Origin of the sequence: Paraburkholderia sp. Tr-20389 (genome assembly GCF_017104565.1) — a bacterium.
Classification (GTDB): domain Bacteria; phylum Pseudomonadota; class Gammaproteobacteria; order Burkholderiales; family Burkholderiaceae; genus Paraburkholderia.
In genome coordinates, this window is sequence record NZ_JAAGPD010000073.1 from 1 (window position 1) to 23,275 (window position 23,275).

Sequence of the window (23,275 nt, forward strand, 5' to 3'; positions counted from 1 at the left end):
CACGCTTCCTCCCCACACTCGGTCGCCCTCATGCAGTTGCGCTTCACTTCATTCGCTGTGACCAGCTTATGGCGGGACTTGCACCCGCAGGAGTGCGCCCATGCTGGGCGCACAAATGCAAAAGGCCCGCCAATTTTTGGCGGGCCTTTTTCTTTCTTATTGCCGATCAGACGAGAGCCGTCGACCAGGAACGTCTCAGGCAAACGAGTAAAACACCCGGAACGCCACCTTGCGCTCAGCCCAGAATTCGGCGGCTTCGCGGAACACGTCGAGCAGCGTCTCGCGCGCTTCCTTGTCGAACTTGATCGCGATGGGCAGCGCCTCGAGAACGATGACGAAGCCCGGCTGCGAACCCGCCTTGTGCACAAGATCGGTCAGCGAGTCATACAGTGCGTCGTAGTTCTTGCCGAAATGCTTCGGAAACAGGAACGACGTCGCGATGGTCTCCATGACCTCCTGTTTCGACTGGGCATTGCCGACAAACGCATAGAGAAAATGCTGACCGAGCCGATTTGCTTCGTCGGCGAGATCCTGCACGCGGAACGCGCGGATCGACTGCACGATGTTCGGTCGTACGGTCTGGAAAAGACTCATGCGCTCCTCTTCCGATGAAAGGCCCGTACTGGCTTCGTTCTGGACGTCACGGACCTGGCCGGCATCGCGCATCTGCATGACGCGCTGAAACATATTGCCGTCGCCGGCCGCGAAAAAATCCGTCGCGACTTTCGAGTCGTGCGCGTAGACGTTGTCGCTCATGCCGATTATCCCGATGTCATTCAATAATGCGATTAAAACTGGCGTAGTGGTCGTCTGAGTAATAACAATTGCTGGTCCGCCTGAGCGGCCCTCCACAGACTATGCGGCGTGCGCCGCGATCGCGGGCGCCAGGCGAGGGAACGGTGTATTCGTGGTAATAGCCGCGCCGGTGCGGCGGCAGCAACCGCTCACGATTGCCGAATACGACGCCGTCCTTCTCATACGGGTAAGGCCCGCCGGCTGCAATCAAGTTCAATGTACTGACGGCTTCAGGCGGTAATTGCGCCGCCGCGATGGTGCCGCCCACCTGTCCCTGTTGCGTTTCCCGAGCCCAGGCACCTGACGAAAAACCGCCGACAAGACCGCCAACCGTCAAAGCGGCGATCAGCACGCCGTCGCGGAGCCACTTGCGTGCCATGAATCAGGATTCCCGCTGTTGACTAACGAGTTTGACGACCATGAAAGTCGTAAGGGTATCGCTAATGTCCTTTGGAATCAATGTTCATTAGTCGGACGAAAGGTCGTCCAGGCGAAACGGACAAGGCGTCCGCGCCAGTTTTGACACATCTTGACAGAGAAATTATCCCGAGCGGGATAAACTTATCTTCGAGGTACGAAGCGAGACGACTCTCATGCCTCGTCGTCTGGACGGTCCGCACAGCGGAACCTTGTCGCGCGTCGGCCTTTTTGCGGGATGGCTAATCCCCAGCCAATGCTCGAAGGCGTGCCCATTGCGGGCACGCCCTTTTTTTATCCGCGCGAGCCGGCATTCACCAGCCTGCGCGGATAAAGGGACAGCTTTAACGCGTAGCGTTGACGTCCGCCACCAGCAGCGCCGTCATATTGACGATCCGGCGAACCGTCGCCGACGGCGTCAGCACGTGCACCGGCTTGGCCGCGCCCAGCAGGATCGGCCCGATCGCGATGTTGTTGCCCGCTGCCGTCTTCAGCAGGTTGTACGAGATGTTCGCGGCGTCGATGTTCGGCAGCACCAGCAGGTTCGCGTCGCCTTCCAGCGTCGATTCGGCGAGCACTTCACGGCGCAGGTTCGCGTCGAGCGCGAGATCGCCGTGCATTTCGCCGTCCACCTGCAGATGCGGCGCGCGCTCCTGCAAGAGCGCCAGCACGTCGCGCATCTTCTGCGCGGACGGCGCATTGCTCGTGCCGAAGTTCGAGTGCGACAGCAGCGCGATCTTCGGCTCGATGCCGAAACGGCGCACTTCTTCCGCCGCCATGATCGTGATTTCGGCCAGTTCTTCCGCCGTCGGATCGACGTTCACGTGCGTATCGACGAGGAAAATCTGGCGGTTCGGCAGCACCAGCGCGTTCATCGCCGCGTAGACCTTGGCGCCGTCCTTCTTGCCGATCACCTGGTCGATGAAGTGCAGGTGGCGGTGCGTCGTGCTGACCGTGCCGCAGATCATGCCGTCGGCGTGACCCTTCGTGACCAGCATCGAGCCGATCAGCGTCGTACGGCGGCGCATTTCCAGCTTCGCCATCTGCTCGGTGAAGCCCTTGCGGCACATCATCTTGTGATACGTCTGCCAGAAATCGCGGTAACGCTCGTCGTGGTCCGTGTTGACGACCGTGTAGTCCTGGCCGTTCACCAGACGCAGGCCGAACTTCGCGATGCGCTGCTCGATCACAGCCGGACGGCCGATCAGAATCGGCTTCGCAAGCTTTTCGTCGACGACGATCTGCACCGCGCGCAGCACGCGCTCTTCTTCGCCTTCCGCGAACACGATGCGCTTCTTCTCCGGCTCGACGCCGCGCGCCAGCTGGAAGATCGGCTTCATCGTCGTGCCGCTGTGGTAGACGAACTGCTGCAGATGCTGCTTGTACGCCTCCATGTCCTCGATCGGACGCGTCGCGACACCTGCATCCATCGCGGCCTGCGCGACCGCGGGCGCGATCTGCACGATCAGACGCGGATCGAAAGGCTTCGGAATCAGGTATTCCGGCCCGAACGACAGATCCTGAATGCCGTAAGCCGTCGCGACGATGTCCGACTGCTCCTGACGAGCCAGCTCAGCAATCGCGTTGACCGCGGCGATTTCCATTTCCTTCGTGATGACGGTTGCGCCGACATCCAGTGCGCCACGGAAGATGAACGGGAAGCACAGGACGTTGTTGACCTGGTTCGGGTAGTCGGTGCGGCCCGTTGCCAGCACCGCGTCCGGACGCACTTCGAGCGCCAGTTCCGGCAGGATTTCCGGCGTCGGATTGGCGAGCGCCAGAATCAGCGGCTTACCGGCCATCTGCTTGACCATGTCCTGCTTGAGCACGCCGCCCGCCGACAGGCCGAGGAACACGTCCGCGCCGTCCATCACTTCCGCCAGCGTGCGGGCGTCCGTCTCGCGCGCGAAACGCTCCTTGTCCGGGTCCATCAGTTCCGTGCGGCCCTTGTAGACCACGCCGGCCAGGTCCGTCACGTAGATGTTCTCGAGCGGCATGCCGAGATCGACCAGCAGGTTCAGACACGCGAGCGACGCCGCGCCCGCGCCCGACGCCACCAGCTTCACTTCCTTGATGCTCTTGCCGACCACCTTCAGGCCGTTCGAGATCGCCGCCGCGACGACAATCGCCGTGCCGTGCTGGTCGTCGTGGAAGACGGGGATCTTCATGCGCTTGCGGCATTCGCGCTCGACGATGAAGCAGTCCGGCGCCTTGATGTCTTCCAGGTTGATGCCGCCGAACGTAGGTTCCAGCGCGGCGATCACCTCGACCAGCTTGTGCGGGTCCGACTCGTTCAGCTCGATGTCGAACACGTCGATACCGGCGAACTTCTTGAACAGCACGGCCTTGCCTTCCATGACCGGCTTCGACGCAAGCGGCCCGATGTTGCCGAGACCGAGCACTGCCGTGCCGTTCGACACGACGCCGACCAGGTTGCTGCGCGCCGTGAAGCGCGCAGCATTCAGCGGATCCTCGACGATCGCCTCGCACGCGAACGCAACGCCCGGCGAGTACGCCAGCGCGAGGTCGCGCTGGTTGATCATCTGCTTCGTCGGGGCGATCGCGATCTTCCCGGGGGTCGGGAATTCGTGGTAATCGAGAGCGGCTTCACGGAGTTTGGTATTGACGGGAGTCGACATAAGCGGACTTGGAAGTGCGGATTAGAATAGATGTTCGACGGCATTGTAGCGCCAATCCCAAAAGTCGAAGCCTGCAATCCGGGTGCAAGTGCCGCGACCGAAACAGCGTGAAAGGAAAGCGCGGCCGCGGACCCCTGCCCGCACCGGGACTACGAAGCGCGCCTTTAACGTCGTGTTAGCTTCCATTGGCGCTTCTTGAGCGCATCCATCCACTCGCTTCGGCGGCCTTTCGCAGTCACATGCCTTGTTTATGCTTTCAGAGTTTTCGCTGATCGACCGCTTCTTTGCGCGCCGCGCGGCGGGTGCGTCCTATCCTCAGCGCGCCGCGCTCGGCATCGGTGACGATTGCGCGCTGCTCGCGCCGCCGGCAGGCGAGATGCTCGCCATCTCAACCGACATGCTGGTCGCGGGCCGCCATTTCTTTCCCGATGTCGATCCCAAGGCGCTCGGCCACAAGGCGCTGGCCGTGAATCTGTCGGATCTCGCCGCGATGGGCGCGAAGCCGCAAGCCTTCACATTGGCGTTCTCGCTGCCGAAAGCAGACGCAGACTGGCTGGCCGCGTTCAGCGACGGTCTGTTCGAACTCGCCGAGCGTCACGGCTGCGAACTGGTCGGCGGCGACACGACGGGCGGCCCGCTCAATCTGTGCCTCACCGTGTTCGGCTCCGTGCCGCCGCAAGCGGCGCTGCGCCGCGACGCCGCGCAACCCGGCGATGACATCTGGATTTCGGGAACGCTCGGCGACGCGCGCGCAAGCCTCGGCGTGCAACGCAACGAGTGGTCCGTCGATGCCAACGATGCTGCGACATTCCGCCGCGCCATGAATCTGCCGGAGCCGCGCGTCGCGTTGGGCCTCGCGTTGCGCGGCGTCGCGCGCGCCGCGCTCGATATTTCGGACGGCCTTGCGGGCGATCTGATGCACATCCTCGAACGCTCGCACGTCAATGCGATCGTCGACGCCGATGCATTGCCGCGCTCGGACGCGCTGCGCCGTCTTCCCGCCGACATCCAGCGGCGCTGCACGATCGCAGGCGGCGACGACTACGAACTGTGCTTCACCGCGCCGTCTTCCTTACGGGACGCAGTCGTTGCGGCAGGTCAACAGGCGCGTGTGCCCGTGACGCGCGTCGGTACAATAACTGCGCTCGATGCGGCCGGCGCTGCGCCCGCGATCTCGTGGCGCGATGCGTCGGGCGCTCCACTCAATCTGACGTTGCAAGGCTTCGATCATTTCCATGCAGAATGAATCCTCGCTTGGCCCGGCGGGCAGTTTCTCCGACGCGCCAACCGGCGAACCAACCCGCCCTGCCGGCGGATCGTCCTCCGGCATGCCGGACGGAGCAGCCGAAGCAGGCTCGAACGGCGCGCCTCGCGGCCAGCCGCGCGCGCCGCGGCCCCGCCGCGCGACTGCTCGCTTCATGCTGTCACATCCGTTGCATATCTTGTCGCTGGGATTCGGCAGCGGCCTTTCGCCCATCGCGCCGGGCACGGTCGGCACACTGTTCGCGTGGGCATCGTTCGCTGCGTTCAGCGCCCAGCTGACCGTCATCGAATGGGGCATCCTGATCGTGGTCGGCTTCGTCGCCGGCATCGGCATCTGCGGCTTCACCGCGAACCGGCTCGGCATCGACGACCCGTCGCCCGTCGTGTGGGACGAGATCGTCGCGTTCTGGCTCGTGCTGCTGATGGTAACGCCTGCGACCTTCACGGGACAATTGTGGGCGTTCATCGTATTCCGCTTCTTCGACATGGTGAAACCGCCGCCCATCCGTTATTTCGACCGCAGACTGAAAGGCGGCTTTGGCATCATGTTCGATGATCTCGTCGCGGCGTTTTTCACGTTGCTCGTGATTGCGCTCTGGCGGATGTCCGTCTGATCATTCGCAGCGTTTTTCTTACCCCGAGTCCAGCATGGCTACCGATTCCGTCGTCCACCAACTCGCCATTCGCGTCGGCAATCGTCTGCGGGACGAGCGGCTGATGCTCGCCACGGCTGAATCCTGCACGGGCGGCATGGTCGCGACGGCCATCACCGACATTTCCGGCAGCAGCGGGTGGTTCGAGCGCGGCTTCGTCACCTACTCGAACCAGGCGAAGAGCGAGATGATCGGCGTTCCGCCCGATATGATCGACAAGCATGGCGCCGTGTCCGAGCCCGTCGCCCGGGCGATGGTCGAAGGGGCGCTGCGGAATTCGCGCGCTCAGGTCGCGCTGTCCATTACGGGTGTCGCGGGTCCGGGCGGCGGCACCGAGACCAAGCCGGTCGGCATGGTGTGCTTCGGATGGAGCAACCGCTTGCATACGGTTGTCGAGACGCTCGTGTTCAAGGGCGACCGCGAGCGGGTGCGCGTGCAGGCAGCGACACATGCATTGCGCGGCCTGCTGACCTTGCTCGACGAGCGCGAGCGCTGAGTTTTTCCGACGACGGCGGCGCGAGCCGTTCTCAACGACAGCAGGAAATCATGGCCCGACATATCGACCGCGATGAACTGATCCGCCGCTTCGATCTCCAGCCGCACCCCGAAGGCGGCTTCTTTCGCGAGACATATCGCTCCGCCGATCCCGTTCACCGCGCTGGCTCAGCGGATAAGCGCTCCGCGTCGACGGCCATCTACTACCTGCTGTGCGACGGCGCGCATTCGGCGTGGCATCGTATTCGATCCGACGAAGTCTGGCATTTCTACGCCGGCGATCCCCTCAACGTCTACGTGCTCGAAGACGACGGCGCGCTCACCGTTCACCGTCTCGGCAACGCGCTCGAACGGGTCGATTGCGTGTTTCAGGCCGTCGTATCGTCCGGCCGCTGGTTCGCCGCGCAATGCGACGATGCCGCGAGCGTGGCGCTCGTCGGCTGCACGGTTGCGCCGGGATTCGAGTTCAGCGAGTTTGAAATGGCGGATGTGGATGCGCTGCTGCGCGATTATCCGCAGCAGCGTGAGCTGATCGTCAGGCTCGGGCCAGTCACCGCCCGATAGACGGGACCGGCTCGCGGCGCTACGAGCCGCGCGTCAGAGAAACGCGTTGATGCGGTCGCGCGTATCTTTCGCGGCCTGCGCGGCGGCTTCGACCCAGTCGTCGCCCTTGCCTGCATAGAGAATCGCGCGCGACGAATTGATCAGCATCCCGGTGCCCGCCGCCGTGCGGCCCGCCTTCACCGTCGCCTCGACGTCGCCGCCCTGCGCGCCGATGCCCGGAATCAGCAGCGGCATGTCGCCGACGATGCCGCGCACCACTTCGATTTCCTTCGGGAACGTCGCGCCGACCACGAGGCCCAACTGGCCCTTCACGTTCCACTTTTCGGCCGCGAGCCGCGCGACCGTCTGATACAGCGGACGGCCAGCCGTTTCGAGGAATTGCAGGTCGGATCCGCCCGGATTCGACGTCCGGCACAGCACGATCACGCCCTTGCCCGCGTGCTCCAGATACGGCTCGATCGAATCGAAGCCCATGTACGGATTCACCGTGACGGCGTCCGCGCGATAACGGTCGAACGCTTCGCGTGCATACTGCTCGGCCGTGCTGCCGATGTCGCCGCGCTTCGCGTCCAGAATCACGGGCAGGCCCGAATGTTTCAGATGAATGTGCGCGATCAGCTGTTCGAGTTGCTCTTCGGCGCGATGCGCAGCGAAGTACGCGATCTGCGGCTTGAACGACGACGCGTACGGCGCGGTCGCGTCGACGATCTTCTTGCAGAAATCGAAAATCGCGTCCGAACGGTTGGCGTACGCGCCGGGAAACTTCGACGGCTCGGGATCGAGGCCGACGCACAGCAGCGAGTTCGTCGTGTGCCATGCGTGGTCGAGCGTCTGGATGAATGTGGACATAGGAAATCTCGCGGCGCGCGGGTAACGGATGAGCCGCGTATTTTACCCGCGCCGCCGGATGCGGGCCGGATCCGCTATCTTCCCGTTCCCGTCTGCACGGGTGCCCGGTCGTGCTTGCTCGTGCTTACCCGCGCTTCGCCCCGCGTCCGCCTGCCACCGCCCGCAAGCCGGTGCGTTCGACCGCGAAGCTGAACGAGCGCACGAGCCGTTCGCCGCGTCCGAGCACCGTCATGCCGTTGGCGGCCGCGCCGCCCGGCAGGTTCATCGCGTTGATCGGATGATCAACGGGTTCGAAGCAGAAGAAGTCCTTCGACTCCGGCGTATAGAGAATGTAGTACTCGGTGTTCGACGACACCGTCAGCGACAGGCGGCGCTTCGGCCACACGACCGTCGCGTGGCCGCTCCAGCCAGTGAACGCATGGTTCACCACCGGGCGCGGCAACGGATACGCGACGCCGAATTGCCACGCGGGCGGCACGGGCACATGGCGCACGGGCAGCCAGTCGTCGCCGGACAGCCACAGGCCCGCCGCCGCCGCCGACAACTGCGTATCGGCGTCGCGCACCAGAAACGGATGCACGCCGAGGCCGAACGGCATCGCGTCGCGCCCCGTGTTTTCCACCTCGAGCGTGATGACGAGCGTCGAACCTTCCAGCGCGTAGGTCTGCGTCGCGCGATACGCGTACGGCTTGCCGTCACGCCGGTCGAGCGTCAGCGTGACACTCTCCTGATCGGCCGCCGCGACGTCCCAGTTCGCGAGCCAGCCGTCGCCGTGGATCGGCAGCGGTTCGCCCGCGCGGTTGCACGGCACGTCGATCGCACGTTCGCCCAGCTTGAATTGCCCGCCGCCGATCCGGTTCGAATACGGCAGCAGCGAATAGCAGGCGAGATCGTTCGCGTCGGTGGCGGGATCGACATGACGGCAGCGTCTGAACACGGGCACGAGCGTGCCCTCGTTGCGAAAGTCGAAGCGCGTGACACCGCCGCCCAGCGACGGCGCCACATCGAGCCGCAGCAGCGAATTGGCGAGCGTCACGCACGCGACATCGCCGGCGGCGCCCGCGCCGACGGCAACTGCGGATGTGCTCGGTCCTGCCAGCACGGGCTGCACGGCAGCCGCAAGCCGGGCGCGCCGCGCGCGCGATTGTGGAGAAGTCGGGGCAGCGGAATTCGCGACAGTCATATCAAACTCCCACGAGAGGCATCGGACAGCGTAATCGGCGCATCGGAGAACAGATGGCTGCTTGTGCGGGCGGCGCGTCGTAGCGGCCGCCTCCTGAGTTTTGCTGCATGTCATGCCCCGGTGGACGTGCAAGGGGCCTGACCTGCCCTGCGTTGGATACGTGGAAACGCTTCTGGTTCGATGGGGTTTATACGCCCCGTTTCGCCTCGAGCGCAACCGGGGAACCCTTGAACACCGGTTCCGGCAAACCATGCCGCCCCTGCGTCGCGACATACACACCGCCTGCGCGCGTGTCGCCTGCCAGCGCCTGCGCGTCGAGCCCGACACGCGCACTCGTCACATACAGCGTACCGAGTTGCGCGCCGCCCAGCGCGACACAGCTGGGCTGCGCGGTCGGCACGTCGACGCGCTCCGTCTCCATGCCGCCCGCGTCGTAACGCACGACGCGGCGTCCGCCCCACTGCGCATTCCACAGGCCGCCTTCGCTGTCGACGGTCGAACCGTCCGGCTCGCCCGTGCTGTCGGTCAGCTTCACGAACAGGCGCTCGTTCGTCACGCTGCCGTCCGCGTTGTAATCACATGCGCGGATTTCGAGCGTCGGCGAATCGCAGAAGTACATCGTCGCGCCGTCGGGGCTGAACGCGATACTGTTCGAAATCGCCGGCGCCGGCAACGGCAATCGTTCGAGCGACAGATCGTGATTCAGCCGGTAAAACCCGCCGATGGGCTGCACGGGGGACGCTTCATCCTTCGTGCCGAACACGAAGCGTCCCTGGCGATCGCAACGTCCGTCGTTCACACGGGTATTCATGCCAGGCTCCACATCGATGATCGGTTCGATCTGACCCGTTGCAAGGTCGAAGAAAGCGAGCCGTGATGCGAGCCCCAGCAGCATGTAATGCGGGTCGGCGCACAGCGCGAAGGTCGAGAGCCGCTCCGGCATGGGCCAGGACGTGCTGCCGCCATCGCGCGGGTCGTAACGCCACAGCCGCGCGCCTTCGATATCCGTCCAGTAGAAGAGGCCGCTGCGCGCGTCCCACGTTGCGCCTTCGCCCAGCGTGCATTGCGAATCGACGAGCAGCGCCGCCTGAACGTTGCTTGCGGCGTTGTTGTTGATCGTGTCGCTCATGCCCAGCCCCCGTCGACGATGATGTCCTGCGCGGTGATCATGCGGCTGTCGTCGGCCGCGAGGAAGAGCGCCATCCGAGCGAGGTCGTCGGGCAGCAGTTCGGCGTCGATGCACTGGCCCTGCTTGATCGCGAGGCGCCCGGCGTCGTCGAGCCACAGACGCTTCTGCTTGTCCGTCATCACCCAGCCCGGCACCAGCGAGTTGACACGAATGCCGTAGTGGCCGAGATCGCGCGCGAGCCCGCGCGTGAGCCCCTGCACCGCCGACTTCGACAGCGTGTACACGGGATAGCCGCCGTTCTTCAGCATCCAGCTGATCGAGCCGAGATTGATGATCGAGCCGCGCCGTGCGGCCTTCATGTCTTCCGCAACAGCCTGCGCCGCGAAGAACTGATGGCGAATGTTTACGGCGATGCCCGCATCGAACGACTCGGGCGTCACCTCTTCGATCTTGTGACGCTTGTCGTTCGCCGCGTTGTTCACCAGCACGTCGATGGGGCCGAGCGCCGCGCGCACATCGGCGATAGCCTTGTGCAGCGCATCGACATCCGTCAGATCGACATACAGGAACAGCGGCTTGTGACGCGAATCGCCGAGTTGATCGGCGAGCGCGTCGCCCGCCGTTTCGTCGATATCGAAGAACGCGACGCGCGCGCCCTGCGCGACGAAGTGCTCGACGAACGATGCGCCGATGCCCGTCGCGCCGCCCGTGATCAGCACCGTGCGGTCCACGAGGCTCGGATAGCGCGCATACACGCTCTGTTCTTCACGCGCGTTCGCGTTGGCGGGAGACGACATCGTTCGGTTTCCTTCTTCCGGCATTGAGTGTTTTGAAGAATCAGTCGCGTGAACCGCGGTTCTTCAACTGGTCCAGCAGCACCGCGGCGAGCAGGATCGCACCACGCACGAGGTACTGGTAGAACGCGTCGATGTTCATCAGGTTCATCACGTTTTCAACCGTGCCCATGATGAGCACGCCGATCACGACACCCGAAATCGTCGCGCGGCCGCCAAGCAGCGACACGCCGCCCAGCACGCACGCCGAGATCACGTTCAGCTCGAAGCCTTCCGCTGCGTTCGGCTGACCCGACGTGATACGCGACGCGAGAATCACGCCCGCCAGCGCCGTCACCGCACCCTGAATCAGGAAGATGTAGACGCGCGTGCGTTCGACGTTGATACCGGCGAGACGCGACGCTTCCGGATTGCCGCCGATCGCCAGCGTGTTGCGGCCGTACACCGTCGAATTCAGCATCACGCCGAACACGATGAAGCAGACCAGCGTCACCCAGATGGGCAGCGACACGCCGAACATCGACAGGCTGCCGAGCGCGATGAACGTATCCGACGACACGCCCACGGCCTGACCGTGCGACACGATGAAGCCGAGGCCGCGCACGATTTCCATCGTCGCGAGCGTCGTGATCAGCGCGTTGATGCGCAGATACGCGATCACCGCGCCGTTGACGAAGCCGATCACGGAACCGGCCACGACGGCGGCGACGATCGCGATGAAGGTGTTGCCCGTCGCGTTGAGCACCATCGCGCACAGCACGCCGGCGAAGGCGACCGTCGAGCCGATGGACAGGTCGAAGTCACGCGACGCGAGACAGAACATCATCGTGCACGCGACCATGCCGATCTGCGAAATCGACAGCGCGAGGCCGAGCATGTTCTCGATCGAGAAGAAGTGATCGACGGTCAGCGACATCGTGATGAACATCAACGCGAAAATCACGATCAGGCTGTATTCGGTGATCTGCTGCCACCACTTCTGCTTGTCGCTGGTTTGCGGAATCAGCGCTTCGGCGGCGCTCTTGGCAGCCTGTTGCGCGAGGTTTTCTCTGGCTTGCATTTGGTTCACTCCTCCCGTTGCCCACGGGTTACAGGACTGTTGTAGGTCCCGTCAGTTACAGATGTCTTGCGGTTTTCGTTTCGATCGGCCCAGGCGCTCACGCTGCCTGCGCCGTCGTCGAACTCTTCGGCAGCGCGAGGCTCAGCACCGATTGCTCGCTTGCGCCGCTGCGCGGCAGCTCACCCGAAATACGCCCCTGGCGCATCACGACGATACGGTCCGACACGCCGAGCACTTCCGGCAGTTCCGACGAAATCATCACGATTGCGCAGCCGCGCTCGGCCAGCTCGTAAATCACGTTGTAGATCTCGTGCTTCGCGCCGACGTCGATGCCGCGCGTCGGTTCGTCGAGAATCACCACGCGCAGATCCGGTTCGGCCAGCCAGCGCGACAGAATCGCTTTCTGCTGGTTGCCGCCCGACAGGAAGCGGATCTTTTGCCGGCGGCTCGGCGTCTTGATCTTCAGCAGCTTGATGAAACGGTCGGCCGTCTCCGCTTCCTTCTTGCGGTCGAGGAACAGCCCCGCCTTCAGGTAGTGCCGGCGGCAGCTGATATTGATGTTCTCCGCCACCGACGCGATCGCGACGATGCCTTCTTCCTTGCGGTCTTCCGGGCACAGCACGATGCCCTGGCGGATCGCATCGCCGGCGCTCTTCACCTTGATCGGCTTGCCGTCGAGCACGAGTTCGCCGCCCTTCTTCGGGTCGTCGCCGTAGATCAGGTGCATCAGTTCGCTGCGGCCTGCGCCCACCAGCCCGAAGAAGCCGACGATCTCGCCACGCCGCACCTCGAAGCTGGCCGGTTCCGTCAGCGGCTTGCCTTCGATGTTCTTCGCCGAGAAGCGCACTTCGCCGAGTTCACGGGCGCGGTAGCCATAAATGTCGGAGATTTCGCGGCCGACCATTTCGCTGACGATCGTGTCGCGACTCACGCCCTCTAGCGTCGGATGCGACGCGACCTTGCGGCCGTCGCGGAAAATCGTGCATGCGTCGCACAGCTGATAGATCTCGTCCATCCGGTGCGAGATGTAGATCAGCGCGCGGTTGTCGGCGCGCAAAGCGCGCACCAGCTTGAACAGCACTTCCGTCTCGCGGTGCGACAGCGAACTCGTCGGTTCGTCGAGCGCGATCACGCGGGCGTTGCGCATCAGCGCCTTGCAGATTTCGACCATCTGGCGCTGCGCGATCGACAGTTTGCGCAGCTTCGCGTTCGGATCGAGATCGACGCCCATCGCCGCGAGCTGCTCGCGCACGAAGCGCTTCGCTTCGCTCTTCTTCACGAAACCGACTGTGTTCGGCAGACGGCCGAGCAGCAGGTTTTCCGACACCGTCAGGTCCGGCACGTACTGCAGTTCCTGGTGAATCACCGCGATCCCCGCAGCGATCGACGCGCCCGCATTTGCGAAGCGCACTTCGTTCTCGTCGATCAACACGCGGCCGGAATCCGGCTGATATTCGCCGCCTAGAATCTTCAGCAGGGTCGATTTCCCCGCGCCGTTTTCGCCCATCAGGCCATGCACCTTGCCCGCGTGCACGTCGAAAGAGATTCCGTCGAGCGCACGCACGCCTGGAAACACCTTGCCGATATTGTCAAAACGCAGCGTCGCTGACACTTTGCCTCCTTTTACTTCGATTGAACCTTCGTGCGCCGTGGCCGTTCGCCGTGTTGCGCGTGATGTCCGCGCGGCTTGCACGATGGCTTGCCCCTCTGCTTCCGATGCCGCTCCGTCGTGCGCAGGTCCCGTCACTCACGGACAGAACCTGCGCCATGCGTGAATGCCGCAGACGGGCATTCACGCGTGCCGGTCGTGCTTACTTCGATGCGAGACCCATCTTTTCACGCACTTCGCCGACGTTGTCGCGCGTGGCGAGCATGCCCGTCGTCAGCGTCAGCTTCGGCGGTTCCTTGCCTTGCGTGATCCACGTGTACATCAGTTCCGACGTCTCTTCGCCGTGACGCTTCGGGCTGATGATCACGGTGCCGTAGAAGCCCGTCGGGTTCGGCTTCTTGAACTCGTTCAGCGCCGAGTCCGAACCGCCGATGCCGATGCCGATCATGTTGTCGGCCTTGAAGCCACGGCCTTCCGCTGCGCGCACCGCGCCGAGCACGGCTTCGTCGTTCAGGCCGTAGGCGATCCAGTGCTTGAAGTTCGGATTCTTCGTCAGCGCGATGTTCGCTGCGTTGAACGCGTTTTCCGTGTCCGTCTTCGCTTGCGGCGCGGCGATGATGTTGGCCTTCGGGAAACCGGCTGCGATCAGCGCGTCGGTGGCGCCCGACGTGCGGTCATGAGCCGTCGGCAGCTGTTCGTAGGTCACGTCGATCGCGCCGACGTCCTTCATGTCCCAGCCGCGCTTCTTGATTTCCGCAGCCAGACCGTCGCCGACCTGCTTGCCGATGTTGTAGGCCGAAATGCCCATGTGCGGCACCGACTCGATCGGCTTGCCCGCGCCGTCGACGAGACGGTCGTCCACCGTCATCATCTTCAGGTTGTCAGCCTTCGCCTTCGCGACGATGCCCGGTCCGAGCTTCACGTCCGGCGTGCAGATCACGAAGCCCTGCGCCTTTTGGGCGGCGAGGTTGTCGATCGCGCTCATGACCTTCTCGCCCGACGGCGCGCCGATCTTCACCAGCGTGAAGCCCTTGTCCTTCGCAGCCTGTTCGGCGAACTTCCACTCGTCCTGGAACCACGGCTCTTCGGGCTGCTTCACGAGGAAGCCGATCTTGACCGTATCCGCGGCCTGCGCGACGGGCGCGTTGAAGGCCACCGCCGTCGCCGCTGCTGCGAGCGTGAGGAAAATTCTGCGTTTCATGTTGCGTGTCTCCTGACTAATGAGTAACGAGAAGGTATTGGCCGCGTCTTCTTGTACCGCCATCGACACACGCGGCCAGCGCGTCAGGCGGGTCACACCGTCGCCTCGTTGTCGAGGCGGGTTTGCTGCTGTTTTCTGTTCCTTCGCTACTGCTTTGTTGTTCTTCGCTCCAACCCCGGATTGGCTCAGTCGTGATACAGCGCCGAACGTCCGCCATCGACGGTGATACAGCTCGCGTTGATGAACGGTGCTTCATCCGACGCGAGAAACACGGCCGTCATCGCGACTTCTTCCGGCTTGCCGATGCGACCCATCGGCTGCAGATCGAGCGTCGCCTGCTTTGCGGCGGCGGGATCGGCCTGGCCGTCCCACCAGTCGCGTGTCAACTGCGTTTCGATGTAGCCCGGCGCGATCGCGTTGACCCGCACGTTGCGCGGCGCGTACTCGATACCGAGCGCGCGCGTGAGGCCGATCACACCGTGCTTCGCGACCGGATACGGGAAGCAGCCCGGAATGATCTTGAACGAGTGTGTCGACGCGATGTTCACGATGCTGCCCGCGCCGCGCTCGACCATCCCCGGCAGCACCGCGCGGCAACCGTTCCACACGCCGTCGAGATCGACGGCGAAACAGCGGCGCCAGTCGTCGTCGGTCATCGTCAGCGGATCGCAGAACACATTGATGCCCGCGTTGTTCACCAGCACGTCGACGGGACCGAACGCGTTTTCGCCTTCGCTCACCGCGCGCTGCACGGAGGCCGATTGCGTGACGTCTGTCTGCACGGCGAGCGTCTTGCCGCCAGTCTGCGCGGCAATGTCAGCGGCTGTGCGCTGCGCCGTCTCGACATCGAGTTCCGCGAGCACGACAGCCGCGCCCTCGCGCGCGAACGCCGTCGCGATCGCCGCGCCGATGCCGCGTCCCGCGCCCGTCACCAGCGCAACCTTGCCTTGCAGCCGTTTCATTTCTTCACGCCCGCGCGCGCGATGCGCAGACCGTTGATGAACGCCTTCGCATGCGAAGCCGTCGTCGTCGCCGGCTGGCCCGGCTTGTACAGCGCCGAGCCGAGTCCGAAACCGTTCGCGCCAGCGGACAGGAACGGTCCCATGTTGTCCGGCGCGATCCCGCCGACAGGCAGCAGCGGCACGTCCTTGTGAAGCACCGCGCGCCACGCCTTCACGACCTGGCAGCCAAGCTGCTCGGCCGGGAACATCTTCAGCACATCGGCGCCGTTTTTCAGCGCGACGAACGCTTCCGTCATCGTCGCGACGCCAGGCGCGCACGCCATCGCGAGCGACTTCGCCGTCGTGACAACTTCGGGGTCGCTGTGCGGCATCACGATCAACTCGCCGCCCGCCGCCTTCACGTCATGCACGAGTTCGCCGCGCAGCACCGTGCCCGCGCCGACGATGCAGTCGACGGGCACTGCCTGGCGGATCGCCGCGATGCTGTCGAACGGATTCGGCGAGTTGAGCGGGACTTCGATGATGCGAAAGCCTGCTTCGTACAGCGCGCGGCCCTGATCGGCGGCATCGGCGGGCGTCACGCCGCGCAGGATCGCGATCAGCGGGCACACTTCGAACGCGGCCATCAGGCCGGCGTGCGGCTGGTACGGGGCGGGCAGATTTAGATCGAGTTGCATGTCGGTTCCTTGGGTTCGTTGCGCGGCGGCTCAGGTCGCGGTCACTCGCATTCGGTCGCGCGTCAGCTCGCCTGCGCGGCGCCCGACGCCTCGCTGACGAGGCCCGCTTGCGCCGCGATGCGCCATAGGCCGCGCTCGGTCGCCTGCTTCACGAGGTCCGCCTGATGGCAGCCGAACTGCGCGAGCGCAAGCCGGTAACGCTCGCACAGCGCTTCATTGCCGATCAGTTGCAGCGCGTTGCCGGCGAGCGTCGATTGCTGCTGCGCGAGCGCCGCTTCGAGGCCGCTCAGTTCATGACCGATCAGAAGACCGGACAGGTAATCGGGTTGCTGCTCGCGCGCCAGTTGGCCCGTGAGGCCAAGGGTGCGCGTGCTGAAAATGGTCGCGAGCACGCCGGCCTTTCCCTGGTCGCGCGCGACTTGCACGCCTCGAAGGAAAGCGGCCGTATCGGGGCGGTCGGGCGTGATCATCGTGCGGCCGAGAATGGTGTGCTCGGAGAGCGCCGCGAACACTTCGCCCGTCATGAACGTGTCGAATCGCTCGATCTTCGCGTCGCGCACCATCACCCATTTCGCGTGCGTGCCGGGTAAGCCGATCAGCATGCCCTTGCTCGCCGCCGACGCGCCCGCGCAGGCCAGCGCGCCGAAAATCTGCGTCTCCTCGCCGCGCATCACGTTCGGCAGATCGCCGTTCTGCAGCACGCCGGGCACGATGTTCAGCGGCACGCCACGCGCCGTCTGCACGCGCACGATGCCCGCGACGAGCGCATCCGCGCTGGCAGGCGCGTTCACATACGGCGCTTCCTTCCAGCCTTGCGCGCTGCCGACCATGCCCGCAGCAATCACGGGCAGACCGGGCGTGCGGTCCAGCCACCCGCCGACGACGGCATCGAAGGCCGCGTCGAAACCGCCTTCGGCAGCCGGGCGCGGGAGGTTCATGATGCCCGCCGTCGAGGCGCGCGTGTCCAGCACGGCGCCGTGCACGTCGAACAGATACGCGCGCAGCGAAGTCGTGCCCCAGTCGAGCGCGATCAGTGCGGGGTTGCTCGCCGTCGGCGCGGGCTGGGCTTGTTCCAGGGACAGGGTCGAGCCCGTCTGATTCATCGTTTGATCCTGCGGGTAGTCGGTTGCGGGACACGCCAGCCCAGCTCTTCCGAAATTGCGCGCGCTTCGCGCTGCACGACGGGAATCAGTTCGTCCATGCGTTCGAGCGACATGTACGGAATCGTGCTCGCCACCGACAGCGCGGCGACGATCGAACCCGACGCGTCGCGCACGGGCGCCGCCACGCAGCGGATCGACGCTTCGTTCTCTTCGAGGTCGAAGGTGAAGCCGCCAGCCGAGTAGTTCGTCATGCGCTGCATGAAGGTCTGCTGGTCCGGCCGGTTGTCAGGCTTGAAGCTGACGCCCGCGAGCGCGCGACGCGACGCATCGAACAGCGACTGCCACTGGTCGGGAACGAGGTCGAGCATCATCGCCTTGCCGATGCCCGTCGATGCGAGCGGCATCCGGTGACCGACGCGTGAACGCATTTCGAGGCCGCGCGTGCCGGGAATCTTGTCGATGTAAAGCACGTCGTCGCCGTCGCGCACGCCGAGATGGATCGTGTCGTGCGTCTGTTCGGCGAGCGATTCCAGATGCGGACGCGCGACCTGCGTGAGCGGCATCTGTTCGAGCGCGATCGTGCCGAGTTCGATCAGCTTAGGACCGAGCAGATAGCCGCCTTGCACCTGGCGCAGATAGCGCGCCTGCACGAGGCTGCTGACGAGCCGGTGCGTGGTGCTGCGGGTCGTACCGAGCGCCGCGCCGAAGGTGCGCAGATCGCGCACGCCGGCGGCGGCGGCTTCGAGAATCGCGAGGCCGCGCAGCAGCGTCTGCGTGCCGGCTTGCTGCGGCGTGATGTCGAGCAGCGTGCTGGGCAGTCCGATCGTGTCGGCGGGCGGCGGCGGTACGACCGCGCCGTTCGCGGGGCGCGCGGCGGGCTTGCGCACGACTTCGGCTTCAGACGCTTCGGGCGCTTCGGACTCGACGTGAGAGGTCATCGCTTTGTTCATGGCGACTGGGCAACAGACAAAAGGTGAGTTACCGCGAGAAGCCGGCGTGACGGCCTGCGCCGGGAGCGGTTCGAAGCTGCGCGAGCGCGGCGGTCAGCAAGGTGCTGGAAGGCATGGCGTGGTGTCTCCAATTTTCGTCCCGCTTGCTGGGACGCGCATGGCGCGGCGGCGAAGCGGTGTTTCTGGCCGGTTTCGGCTTGTTGAAACGGATTGTAGGACGCCTTTTTGAGATTCACCAACATATGAGCGATGCATCCATATGTTGGGACACTGAGATGTTTGGGACTCGTCAGCTTTCGGAGACATTTCGCAAGCATTGCCGCTTGCCGCTCGCGCCCGTTCGCCAGTACAGACCGGCCTGTCGGTTTTCGCGGAGCGCTTTTAAGAGCGCTCCTATTGAGCGCGCAAGAGGCTGTATTTAGGCTCGATCCGCTCTAAGTCGACGCTTAAAAGACTTCGGGAAAGCCGTTTCGGACCGTTTCCAGATCTATTCGATTCCCAAGCGCTCTTGCGATTTTTAGGTTTCCAGAAAAATGACAATCAAGACTCTATTGGCATGTGCAGCGATCGCTCTCAGCGCTGCAGCGCAAGCACAACCGACCCAGCAGCAACTGATCGACGATTTTTCGGGTCCGTATGTCGGCGCCAAAGTGGGCGTGAATGTGTCGAGCGCATCGGGCGCCACGAACAAGCCGACGCACTCGACGATCTTCCCCGGCTTCGTTGCGGGTTATGGCTTCAACGCAGGCCCCGTGGTGCTCGGCGCCGAGGTGTTCGCCGATTTGCATCACGGTTCGGCGACCTTCAAGGACGGTGGGGTCGACGCAAAGATCGGCTATCCCATTGGCCGCGTCATGCCGTACGCGCGGCTTGGTGTGACCACCGACTGGCCGGCACCGCGCTTCAACTACGGGCTTGGCGTCGAATACATGCTCATGAAGAACCTGAGTCTGTTCTCGGAATGGACACACGATTCGACCAACGCCGACAATACGCACTGGACGAATAACAGCTTCGTCATCGGCGCGAATTACCGCTTCCGGTAAGCGGCCTCAAGAAGCGAAAAACGGCGATCATCTGCACGATAATCGCCGTTTCGATTTGCGTCGGAAGCGCCGGAAATGAGGCCGTCACTCCGGCAATTCCGCCGCTCCCATTCTGCGTGCAATCACCCGCGCGCGCTGCGCGAGGTAGCCGGAGCCGCGGTGCTCGTCGAAGTATTTCGGCCTCGGCAACATCACCGCGAGCCGGGCCGATTGCCCGGCCGTCAGCTTCGCCGCCGACGTCCTGAAGTAGTAGCGCGCGGCCGCTTCCGCGCCATAGACGCCGTTGCCCCACTCAACCGAATTCAGATAGATCTCGAAGATTCGCTCTTTGTCCATCAGCGTCTCGAGCATCCACGTGATGATCAATTCCTGACCCTTGCGGATGTAGCTCTTCTCGCGCGACAGGAACAGATTGCGAGCAAGCTGCTGCGTGATCGTCGAGCCGCCTGCGACGATCTTGCCGCGCGCCTTGTTTCTCTCCCATGCCTGGAGAATCGCGTCCGTCTCGTAGCCGTTGTTATTGACGAAATTCGCATCTTCCGACGCGATGATCGCGCGCTTCAGATTGCGCGAGATCTGCTCGTACGGTACCCACACATGCTGAAGCGACAGGTCCGGTCGGTCTTGCGAAAGACGCCAGGCGTCGGAACGCATGAACGCCGTCGATTGCGGGTTCACGTAGTTCCAGACGGCGATCTGCGCGAAATAGAACAGCTGTGTCGCAATCCACGCGACGACGAAGACCGCGCCGGCATACATCGCCCAGCGTGCTGGACTCACCGCCTGTCCCTTCGCGCGCCTCGATTTTGTCATCGTCGTCGCCATGTCGTCGCAGTGATGTCGTCCAGTCGCTCAGCCGGTTATCGGTCGGCGCACGGTCCGTCACGCGCTCTGCGGTGCACGCAGCATCTCGCGCAGTGCCGCGAGCACGGGCGCGCCGTCGGGACGCACGCCGCGCCACACGAAGAACGACTCCGCCGCCTGCTCGACCAGCATGCCGAGACCATCCGCCGCGCGCGCGCCGAGCTTGCTGGCGTGCTGCATGAAAACGGTCGGCTGCGCGCCGTACATCATGTCGTACGCGAGTGTGTGCGCGCCGAACGCGCCGTCGTCGCATTCGGGCAGCGACGCGTCGAGGCTGCTTGCCGTCGCGTTGACGATCACGTCGTAGGCGCCCGCTTCGATTGCCTGCGCGCTGCCGCCTGAGAGACGGCACGCGGCGTCGCTGGCCGCGTTCGCGAATTGCGCGACGAGTTCGTCCGCTTTCGACGCCGTACGATTCACGATAGTCAGCGAGTGCGGCTTGCGTTCGAGCATCGGCAACACGACGCCGCGCGCCGCGCCGCCCGCGCCGAGCAGCAGCACGCGCGCGCCCGCGAGCGACACACCCAGGTTCACTTCGATATCGCGCACGAGGCCAAAGCCGTCCGTGTTGTCGCCGTACACGCCGCCGTCCTTTTCGAAACGCAGCGTATTGACGGCGCCCGCCGCCGCCGCGCGCGGCGACAGCGTGGTTGCGAACGCATGTGCGTCGAGCTTGAACGGCACGGTCACGTTCATGCCGCGGCCGCCTTCGTCGATGAAAGCGCGCACGTACGCGACGAACTGGTCGACGGGCGCCAGCAGCCGGCCATATTCGACGGGTTCACCCGTCTGCTCGGCAAACTGCGCGTGGATCAACGGCGACTTGCTGTGCGCGATCGGATTGCCGATCACCGCGTATTTGTCGCGCGGCGTGTTTTGATTCGAGCTCATTGCCCTTGCTCCGTCGCGTGCTGCGTCGAGTCGTTACCATCGGCGGAAGCCGGCGTGTCGCCGTCGGCGGACGGCTCGCCCGTTGCCGCGTTCGTGTCGGCTTCGGCCTGTGCTTCGGCTTCGCTTTCGGCGGATTCGTCGGGGGCGTCGACGATTTCGTCGTCGGCCTCTTCCTCTTCTTCCGCGCCGCTTGTCACGGTCGGTGCGTCGAGCACATGCAGGAGACGCACGGAGGCTTCGACGGTCAGCTCATCGACCGACATCACTTCGAGCATCAGCCGCGTGCCGCGCGCGTGCACGCCGAGACCCGGCACGTGCAGCAGCAGCGGCACTTCCTCGAGGCGCACCAGATCGCCCTTCACGACGGACGCGGCCACCTGCTTGCGGTTTTCCTGCGTGAGCCAGCGCAGACACCAGAAATACTCCATGCGACGCTGATGATCGGCGTACGCGGTATAGGTGTCGTCGAAACCTTGCACGACTGCGAACAGATCGGCGTCCTTCGGCTTGAACGGCGCAGCGAGCTTCGCCGTCACGCCGTGCTGCACGCAGGCGATCAGCTGCCACTGGTTGACGAGGTCGACATAGCGGCGCAGCGGCGAAGTGCTCCACGCGTACTGCGCGACGCCGAGGCCTTCGTGCGGTGCAGCCGTCGTCTGCATACGGGTGCGCTTCGGGCCCGTCGGCGCGCCGAACGCACGTTGCGAACGATAGATGCCGGGCACGCCGTGGTCGTGCAGGAACGCGCCCCACGTCGAGTTCGCGAGAATCGCCAGTTCGGCGACGATCGTGTCGAGCGGCGAGCCGCGGCGGCGCGGTGTGATCGTGATGTGCTCGCCTTCGACGTAGAAGTTGAAGTCCGTATTGCGCTGCACTTCGCGCTTGAGGCCGTATCCGGCACGCGCGACCTGGCGCTTCTCGAACAGCGCCTGTGCGAACGGCCACAACACCGCGATGTCTTCCTTGTGCGGATAGTCGCCCGTGCCGTTGGCAAGCGCCTCTTCCGTCACCAGTTCGTCGAGCGTGTTGTGACGCAGATTGTTCTTCACGTAGACGAGTTCGGCGCGCGTTTCGCTCGCGACGATCTCCTGCGTCTCGCGATTCACGATGCTGTACAGCGACAGCGCTGGACGCAACCCGCCTTCGGCCAGCGTGAATTTGTCCACGACGGAATCGGGCAGCATCGTGATCTTGTCGCCCGGCATGTAGACGGTCGACAGACGGCCGCGCGCAATCGCGTCGACGGCGTCGCTGCGCTGGATACCCAGCGCCGGCGCGGCGATGTGAATGCCGATCCGCACGCGGTTATCCGGCAGATGCTCGACGGAAAACGCATCGTCGATTTCGGTGGTCGTAACGTCGTCGATCGAGAACGCTTCGATTTCGGCCTGCGGCAGATCTTCCGGCAACTCGCCGACCGTCACGAGCGGGAAAGCCGTGCCGTGCGGGAAGAATTCCGACAGGAAGCGCGCTTCGTGCAGCGCGCGGGCGGACGGAATGCCGCCGCATTCGAGCATCAGACGCGCCTGCGAGATGCCGCGCGCCGCCGCTGCGGCTTCGAGCGCCTTGTACTCGATCGAATTCTTGTCGGGCTTCGTCAGCAGACCGAGCGCCTTGCTCTGGAACCCGTCGGGCAGACGGCCCGCCTTCAGTTCCTCTTCGTAGCCCTGCTGCACGAGCGCCTGCTGGCGCTTGCGTTCGAGCGACGCGAGCGCCATCTTCAGTTGCTCTTCCGGTGCGCGCTGATACTGGCCGCGCCCCTTGCGGCGGAAATAGATGGGCGAGCCGTGCATGCGCAGGATCAACGCGGCGCGCTCGACCGCCCCGAAGGTGTCGCCGAAATACTCGGCGCCGAGCGTCGCAAACGGAAACTCATCTTCGGGCGCGCATTCCCACAGGAAGTCCAGATCGATATCCTGGGCGACGACGTCGGCCTGCTCCATCAGTTCGGCCGCCGTCGGCTTGTCGAACTCGATCAGCACGTCTTTCGCGCGGACCTTCGCGCGGCGGCCGCCCGGCAGTTCGACCTGAAACGCGTCGCCTTGACGCGACAGCACGCTGCCCGCCTTGAAACTACCCGATTCCTCGAAGAAAACGTTCACTCAATACTCTCGTTCTGGCTTGCGTCGGC

General features: G+C 64.4%; 22 protein-coding genes. 5 read left to right on the forward strand and 17 right to left on the reverse strand.

The features are described from left to right. Nucleotides 1-195: 195 nt before the first annotated feature. From G3N95_RS38145 to G3N95_RS38155, 3 genes are all read right to left on the reverse strand, one after another. Complete coding sequence (locus G3N95_RS38145) at nt 196-756, reverse strand: barstar family protein (RefSeq protein WP_205975248.1); 561 nt, start codon at nt 754-756, stop codon at nt 196-198. 16 nt (nt 757-772) lie between these two features. Beyond that, complete coding sequence (locus G3N95_RS38150; RefSeq protein WP_205975249.1) at nt 773-1,174, reverse strand: ribonuclease; 402 nt, start codon at nt 1,172-1,174, stop codon at nt 773-775. 382 nt (nt 1,175-1,556) lie between these two features. After that, on the reverse strand, nt 1,557-3,851 hold the full coding sequence (locus G3N95_RS38155) for an NADP-dependent malic enzyme (protein ID WP_205975250.1): 2,295 nt from the start codon (nt 3,849-3,851) through the stop codon (nt 1,557-1,559). A 250-nt stretch (nt 3,852-4,101) separates the two neighbouring features. Here G3N95_RS38155 and thiL point away from each other — a divergent pair, with 250 nt between their 5' ends. The 4 genes from thiL to G3N95_RS38175 all read left to right on the forward strand — a co-directional run bounded on the left by thiL (nt 4,102) and on the right by G3N95_RS38175 (nt 6,826). Beyond that, on the forward strand, nt 4,102-5,097 hold the full coding sequence (gene thiL, locus G3N95_RS38160) for a thiamine-phosphate kinase (RefSeq protein WP_205975286.1): 996 nt from the start codon (nt 4,102-4,104) through the stop codon (nt 5,095-5,097). 82 nt (nt 5,098-5,179) lie between these two features. Continuing rightward, a complete protein-coding gene (locus G3N95_RS38165) occupies nt 5,180-5,728 on the forward strand; it encodes a phosphatidylglycerophosphatase A (protein ID WP_241019178.1) in 549 nt (182 codons plus the stop codon). Between the two features lie 34 nt (nt 5,729-5,762). After that, complete coding sequence (locus G3N95_RS38170; protein ID WP_205975251.1) at nt 5,763-6,263, forward strand: CinA family protein; 501 nt, start codon at nt 5,763-5,765, stop codon at nt 6,261-6,263. Nucleotides 6,264-6,313: 50 nt separating this feature from the next. Next, a complete protein-coding gene (locus G3N95_RS38175) occupies nt 6,314-6,826 on the forward strand; it encodes a cupin domain-containing protein (RefSeq protein ID WP_205975252.1) in 513 nt (170 codons plus the stop codon). A gap of 33 nt (nt 6,827-6,859) precedes the next feature. Here the strand turns inward: G3N95_RS38175 and pyrF are convergent, their stop codons facing one another. The 11 genes from pyrF to G3N95_RS38230 all read right to left on the reverse strand — a co-directional run bounded on the left by pyrF (nt 6,860) and on the right by G3N95_RS38230 (nt 18,343). Continuing rightward, nucleotides 6,860-7,675 carry an orotidine-5'-phosphate decarboxylase gene (gene pyrF, locus G3N95_RS38180; protein WP_205975253.1) on the reverse strand — a complete coding sequence of 272 codons (816 nt, stop codon included), beginning with the start codon at nt 7,673-7,675 and terminating at the stop codon, nt 6,860-6,862. A gap of 124 nt (nt 7,676-7,799) precedes the next feature. Then, a complete protein-coding gene (locus G3N95_RS38185) occupies nt 7,800-8,858 on the reverse strand; it encodes an aldose 1-epimerase (RefSeq protein WP_205975254.1) in 1,059 nt (352 codons plus the stop codon). A gap of 187 nt (nt 8,859-9,045) precedes the next feature. Further along, nucleotides 9,046-9,987, reverse strand: coding sequence for an SMP-30/gluconolactonase/LRE family protein (locus G3N95_RS38190; RefSeq protein WP_205975255.1), 942 nt, complete (start codon nt 9,985-9,987; stop codon nt 9,046-9,048). Beyond that, the gene (locus G3N95_RS38195; protein ID WP_205975256.1) at nt 9,984-10,784 is read right to left on the reverse strand and encodes an SDR family oxidoreductase; all 801 of its coding nucleotides are present in this window, start codon (nt 10,782-10,784) and stop codon (nt 9,984-9,986) included. Before G3N95_RS38195 ends, G3N95_RS38190 begins: the two co-directional genes overlap by 4 nt. A 40-nt stretch (nt 10,785-10,824) precedes the next feature. Further along, nucleotides 10,825-11,841: an L-arabinose ABC transporter permease AraH gene (gene araH / locus G3N95_RS38200; protein ID WP_205975257.1), complete on the reverse strand. Its 1,017-nt coding sequence runs from the start codon at nt 11,839-11,841 to the stop codon at nt 10,825-10,827. A gap of 97 nt (nt 11,842-11,938) precedes the next feature. After that, complete coding sequence (gene araG / locus G3N95_RS38205) at nt 11,939-13,453, reverse strand: L-arabinose ABC transporter ATP-binding protein AraG (RefSeq protein ID WP_205975258.1); 1,515 nt, start codon at nt 13,451-13,453, stop codon at nt 11,939-11,941. Between the two features lie 199 nt (nt 13,454-13,652). Next, nucleotides 13,653-14,651, reverse strand: coding sequence for an arabinose ABC transporter substrate-binding protein (locus tag G3N95_RS38210; protein WP_205975259.1), 999 nt, complete (start codon nt 14,649-14,651; stop codon nt 13,653-13,655). A 185-nt stretch (nt 14,652-14,836) separates the two neighbouring features. After that, nucleotides 14,837-15,613: an SDR family oxidoreductase gene (locus G3N95_RS38215; protein ID WP_205975260.1), complete on the reverse strand. Its 777-nt coding sequence runs from the start codon at nt 15,611-15,613 to the stop codon at nt 14,837-14,839. Continuing rightward, nucleotides 15,610-16,290: a 2-dehydro-3-deoxy-6-phosphogalactonate aldolase gene (locus tag G3N95_RS38220; protein ID WP_205975261.1), complete on the reverse strand. Its 681-nt coding sequence runs from the start codon at nt 16,288-16,290 to the stop codon at nt 15,610-15,612. Before G3N95_RS38220 ends, G3N95_RS38215 begins: the two co-directional genes overlap by 4 nt. 62 nt (nt 16,291-16,352) lie before the next feature. Further along, nucleotides 16,353-17,393, reverse strand: coding sequence for a 2-dehydro-3-deoxygalactonokinase (locus G3N95_RS38225; RefSeq protein ID WP_205975262.1), 1,041 nt, complete (start codon nt 17,391-17,393; stop codon nt 16,353-16,355). Continuing rightward, a complete protein-coding gene (locus tag G3N95_RS38230; RefSeq protein ID WP_205975263.1) occupies nt 17,390-18,343 on the reverse strand; it encodes an IclR family transcriptional regulator in 954 nt (317 codons plus the stop codon). The genes G3N95_RS38225 and G3N95_RS38230 overlap by 4 nt, the downstream gene beginning before the upstream one ends. A gap of 533 nt (nt 18,344-18,876) precedes the next feature. Here G3N95_RS38230 and G3N95_RS38235 point away from each other — a divergent pair. Continuing rightward, the gene (locus G3N95_RS38235; protein WP_205975264.1) at nt 18,877-19,389 is read left to right on the forward strand and encodes an outer membrane beta-barrel protein; all 513 of its coding nucleotides are present in this window, start codon (nt 18,877-18,879) and stop codon (nt 19,387-19,389) included. A gap of 84 nt (nt 19,390-19,473) precedes the next feature. Here G3N95_RS38235 and mtgA read toward each other — a convergent pair whose 3' ends face one another. The 3 genes from mtgA to G3N95_RS38250 form a co-directional block, all read right to left on the reverse strand. After that, the gene (gene mtgA / locus G3N95_RS38240) at nt 19,474-20,202 is read right to left on the reverse strand and encodes a monofunctional biosynthetic peptidoglycan transglycosylase (protein ID WP_205975265.1); all 729 of its coding nucleotides are present in this window, start codon (nt 20,200-20,202) and stop codon (nt 19,474-19,476) included. 69 nt (nt 20,203-20,271) lie between these two features. Beyond that, nucleotides 20,272-21,144: a shikimate dehydrogenase gene (gene aroE / locus G3N95_RS38245; protein WP_205975266.1), complete on the reverse strand. Its 873-nt coding sequence runs from the start codon at nt 21,142-21,144 to the stop codon at nt 20,272-20,274. Further along, the gene (locus G3N95_RS38250; RefSeq protein ID WP_205975267.1) at nt 21,141-23,246 is read right to left on the reverse strand and encodes an RNB domain-containing ribonuclease; all 2,106 of its coding nucleotides are present in this window, start codon (nt 23,244-23,246) and stop codon (nt 21,141-21,143) included. The genes aroE and G3N95_RS38250 overlap by 4 nt, the downstream gene beginning before the upstream one ends. Nucleotides 23,247-23,275 lie beyond the last annotated feature (29 nt).

What these genes read in the sequence shown, in the direction of transcription:
- G3N95_RS38145 (WP_205975248.1), bottom strand. Translation starts at nt 756, where the DNA reads ATGAGCGACAACGTCTACGCGCACGACTCGAAAGTCGCGACGGATTTT.
- G3N95_RS38150 (WP_205975249.1), bottom strand. Translation starts at nt 1,174, where the DNA reads ATGGCACGCAAGTGGCTCCGCGACGGCGTGCTGATCGCCGCTTTGACG.
- G3N95_RS38155 (WP_205975250.1), bottom strand. Translation starts at nt 3,851, where the DNA reads ATGTCGACTCCCGTCAATACCAAACTCCGTGAAGCCGCTCTCGATTAC.
- thiL (WP_205975286.1), top strand. Translation starts at nt 4,102, where the DNA reads ATGCTTTCAGAGTTTTCGCTGATCGACCGCTTCTTTGCGCGCCGCGCG.
- G3N95_RS38165 (WP_241019178.1), top strand. Translation starts at nt 5,180, where the DNA reads ATGCCGGACGGAGCAGCCGAAGCAGGCTCGAACGGCGCGCCTCGCGGC.
- G3N95_RS38170 (WP_205975251.1), top strand. Translation starts at nt 5,763, where the DNA reads ATGGCTACCGATTCCGTCGTCCACCAACTCGCCATTCGCGTCGGCAAT.
- G3N95_RS38175 (WP_205975252.1), top strand. Translation starts at nt 6,314, where the DNA reads ATGGCCCGACATATCGACCGCGATGAACTGATCCGCCGCTTCGATCTC.
- pyrF (WP_205975253.1), bottom strand. Translation starts at nt 7,675, where the DNA reads ATGTCCACATTCATCCAGACGCTCGACCACGCATGGCACACGACGAAC.
- G3N95_RS38185 (WP_205975254.1), bottom strand. Translation starts at nt 8,858, where the DNA reads ATGACTGTCGCGAATTCCGCTGCCCCGACTTCTCCACAATCGCGCGCG.
- G3N95_RS38190 (WP_205975255.1), bottom strand. Translation starts at nt 9,987, where the DNA reads ATGAGCGACACGATCAACAACAACGCCGCAAGCAACGTTCAGGCGGCG.
- G3N95_RS38195 (WP_205975256.1), bottom strand. Translation starts at nt 10,784, where the DNA reads ATGTCGTCTCCCGCCAACGCGAACGCGCGTGAAGAACAGAGCGTGTAT.
- araH (WP_205975257.1), bottom strand. Translation starts at nt 11,841, where the DNA reads ATGCAAGCCAGAGAAAACCTCGCGCAACAGGCTGCCAAGAGCGCCGCC.
- G3N95_RS38210 (WP_205975259.1), bottom strand. Translation starts at nt 14,651, where the DNA reads ATGAAACGCAGAATTTTCCTCACGCTCGCAGCAGCGGCGACGGCGGTG.
- G3N95_RS38215 (WP_205975260.1), bottom strand. Translation starts at nt 15,613, where the DNA reads ATGAAACGGCTGCAAGGCAAGGTTGCGCTGGTGACGGGCGCGGGACGC.
- G3N95_RS38220 (WP_205975261.1), bottom strand. Translation starts at nt 16,290, where the DNA reads ATGCAACTCGATCTAAATCTGCCCGCCCCGTACCAGCCGCACGCCGGC.
- G3N95_RS38225 (WP_205975262.1), bottom strand. Translation starts at nt 17,393, where the DNA reads ATGAATCAGACGGGCTCGACCCTGTCCCTGGAACAAGCCCAGCCCGCG.
- G3N95_RS38230 (WP_205975263.1), bottom strand. Translation starts at nt 18,343, where the DNA reads ATGAACAAAGCGATGACCTCTCACGTCGAGTCCGAAGCGCCCGAAGCG.
- G3N95_RS38235 (WP_205975264.1), top strand. Translation starts at nt 18,877, where the DNA reads ATGACAATCAAGACTCTATTGGCATGTGCAGCGATCGCTCTCAGCGCT.
- mtgA (WP_205975265.1), bottom strand. Translation starts at nt 20,202, where the DNA reads ATGACAAAATCGAGGCGCGCGAAGGGACAGGCGGTGAGTCCAGCACGC.
- aroE (WP_205975266.1), bottom strand. Translation starts at nt 21,144, where the DNA reads ATGAGCTCGAATCAAAACACGCCGCGCGACAAATACGCGGTGATCGGC.